Source organism: Armatimonas sp. (assembly GCF_043760365.1).
Lineage (GTDB): Bacteria > Armatimonadota > Armatimonadia > Armatimonadales > Armatimonadaceae > Armatimonas.
Window position 1 is genome coordinate 1 of sequence record NZ_JAYUPA010001040.1, and the last position, 2,598, is coordinate 2,598.

The window sequence follows — 2,598 nt, forward strand, 5'->3', positions numbered from 1 at the left end:
CTGCGGCTTGCGCTAGCTGGGTATAGGTGAGCGTGTGGCGCTCCGGGCGCGTGGCGCTTGGAGGGACATCAATCGCAATGGCATCGGGGTAGGTGCGCGCGGCGTGCTCGAAGAACTCGTGAAGGCGTGTGGGCACTGTCATTCTTGCCCCATTGTACGACTTTTATTCCGCCTTTTGCGCATCAGGGAGCAGGCGCAGAAGATGGGGGGCAAGCCATAGCCGAAGCGCCTCTTGCTCAGGAGGTGTGAGCTGTTTGAATCCCTGGATTTCTCCCTGGCAGCGTGCACTCTTACACTGACAAGTAAACGCCTCGGCCATCTCGTACTCGGTGGTGTTGTAGTTAAAGGTGATCTCCTCCCAGGGCTGAATCACGCGGGCCGCATAGACATCGCGCCCGCGAATGCACGCGCTAGGCTCGCAGTGGTGGTTCATGAAGCGCCAGTAGTAGCGATCTAGAATCGTCTCTAGAACCTTCTCTTTTAGGTCAATATGCGTCCTCTCCTCAATCTGGAGCGAGTAGCGAGTCGGGTGGCTTGTCTGCTCTCCCTCAATGCGAAAGAGCAGCTGGCCCGCCGCAATCGGCACTGGATCCGTGGCCACGAGCTGAAACTGACCATGCAATCTCAGTACGCCAACGCGTGCGTTTGTATTTTTTCTGTTCATAGGGAGATTGTATCGAAGGGAAATGAGGGATAGGGGAAGCTTCTTGCAAAAACATCATGAATCATTCATCACTTGGCCGTGCGCACAAAGCAGGTGGAGGAGGCCTCGCCATCTCCCAGACCATCGCCGAGGCCCACGGTGGCACCCTCAAAATCCAGAGCACCCTCGGCGAAGGAACCTCCGTCACTGTGCGGCTCCCCAACCAAAAGCTCCCCCAAACCACCCAGGTCTGAGGGAGCTTTAGCTCTCTTGCCGAAACAGCGGGCCGCTTGAGCCGCCCGTTTTTATATCCGTGTTACGCCAGCCCGCTCACGGCGCGGGCGAACAAGTCCGACAGACCGGCGCGGTCGCCGATAGCCCGAAGCGCGTTGAGCTCGTCGGCGTTGATGCGTGTGTTGCAGATCTCCAGAGCGCGGTTGAAGTTGCGCACCGAGCGGGCTACCGAGGCGTTCTGCTGATCGGGCGTGTCCGTGTTGAGCGGCTGGCAGTCAATTCCCACCACGGCGCTGTAGCCGATCTCCTGCATCGTGTAGACCGTCTCCACCGCCATGCCAAAGTCGTTGTCGCCAAAGGCAAGGTCCTCGTCGAACTTCAGGCCGGAACCGCTGTTCAGGTGGACATAGAATGCCTTCTTGGCCGCCGCGACAAGCCCAAGTTCAGCGGCATAGCGCTTGCCCGCCATCGTGGAATGGCAGACCTCAAGATTGGTTCCGACAAACGGTTGAAGATGTGCAGGCATCATCGAGATAATCGCCAGCGTCTCACCGGCATCGGCGGGAACGGCCCAGTTGGCGGGCTCGTTGGGCTTGGGCTCGATGGCAATCGGCAGGGCACGCTCCGGGCCGTAGGTGTCGAGCATCCACTGAACAATCTCACTGAGGCTCTCCGCAGTCTGGCGGTAGCAGTCGGCGTAGTTGACCATCAGCGGTCCACCAAAGCCATTGGAGCTGTTCCAATAAACATAGATCTCGCTCTGGAACACTTCAATGCCTGTGGTGATATAGTTCTTCGTGCGGCGGATCGCCTCAGCACGCGTGGCGGCCACGGGTGCGCCGAAGTTACCTATCGCGAACTCGGGGCCGCGCTTGAAGAGATTGGCGGTACACATCGCCACTTTCATCCCGGCGTTATCCACGGCCTTCTTAATGTCTACGGCATCCTCGGGTTCGGCCTCGGTGTCATGAAACTCAACGTGCGAGCAGCCCGCCGCTTTGAGTTTGGTCAGTGTCTCTTCCAACGAGAGTGCCGGTCGCATGATCGGGGCGAACCGTCCGCCACCGGGCCCCATATTCCAAACGCCTGCCGCGAACGCCTTGCCCAGTGCGTACGTCGTCGTTGCGGGAACCCAGTTCCCTGCGCTATCTTTGCTAAATGCCATCGTTGAAAATACTCCTAATGGCTATTATGTTAACGTAGTTTGCAAAATCCCGCCAGAGGGTTTCGGCAGTGTAATTTAGGATACACTTATCTCATGAAATCTGTGGGATCGAATTGCGGGACGGCGCTGGGAGCGGCTGTGGTTACCCGAAATCTCTAGCCCTAGGCTAGGCTTACTACTCATGTTACGCAGGGGGAGTATGATACCCCTCGACGCAGACGGTGCCGCCCTGAGGCAGGAGCCGGGCCAACGACTATGGGTACCACACCCGGACTGCGTAACATGAGTTACTATACTATTGTATGTGACTAATTGCCTCATAGGTCGCCGAAGTTCGCGATCCGTCAGGAGGAAAAAAAACTACTTTGATAACACAAATATTCCCCATTATTCTAATGTCTCCACCAATACGACAGGAAGAAAGTTGATTAATATACCACGGAGAAACCTGTTCCAACATTTGAAAAGCATAAGGGAGAGCATCACAGGAGAAAATAAATCCGATTAATTGTTTTTCCTGATATGGAAAATCGTCCCACTTAGCTATTCCATCTTT

At 56.2% G+C, this 2,598-nt stretch carries 4 protein-coding genes; 1 reads left to right on the forward strand and 3 read right to left on the reverse strand.

The annotated features are described in order from the left end of the window. Positions 1 to 163: 163 nt before the first annotated feature. Positions 164 to 664 carry an SET domain-containing protein-lysine N-methyltransferase gene (locus tag ACH2EH_RS26575; protein ID WP_395146444.1) on the reverse strand — a complete coding sequence of 167 codons (501 nt, stop codon included), beginning with the start codon at positions 662 to 664 and terminating at the stop codon, positions 164 to 166. 56 nt (positions 665 to 720) lie between these two features. Between ACH2EH_RS26575 and ACH2EH_RS26580 the strand changes: the two genes are divergently transcribed. After that, on the forward strand, positions 721 to 897 hold the full coding sequence (locus ACH2EH_RS26580) for an ATP-binding protein (RefSeq protein WP_395146446.1): 177 nt from the start codon (positions 721 to 723) through the stop codon (positions 895 to 897). A 62-nt stretch (positions 898 to 959) separates the two neighbouring features. Here ACH2EH_RS26580 and ACH2EH_RS26585 read toward each other — a convergent pair whose 3' ends face one another. Then, positions 960 to 2,042, reverse strand: coding sequence for a TIM barrel protein (locus ACH2EH_RS26585; protein ID WP_395146448.1), 1,083 nt, complete (start codon positions 2,040 to 2,042; stop codon positions 960 to 962). A 295-nt stretch (positions 2,043 to 2,337) separates the two neighbouring features. Then, positions 2,338 to 2,598 (reverse strand): hypothetical protein (locus ACH2EH_RS26590; RefSeq protein WP_395146449.1); only part of this gene is annotated, 261 nt, incomplete at its 5' end.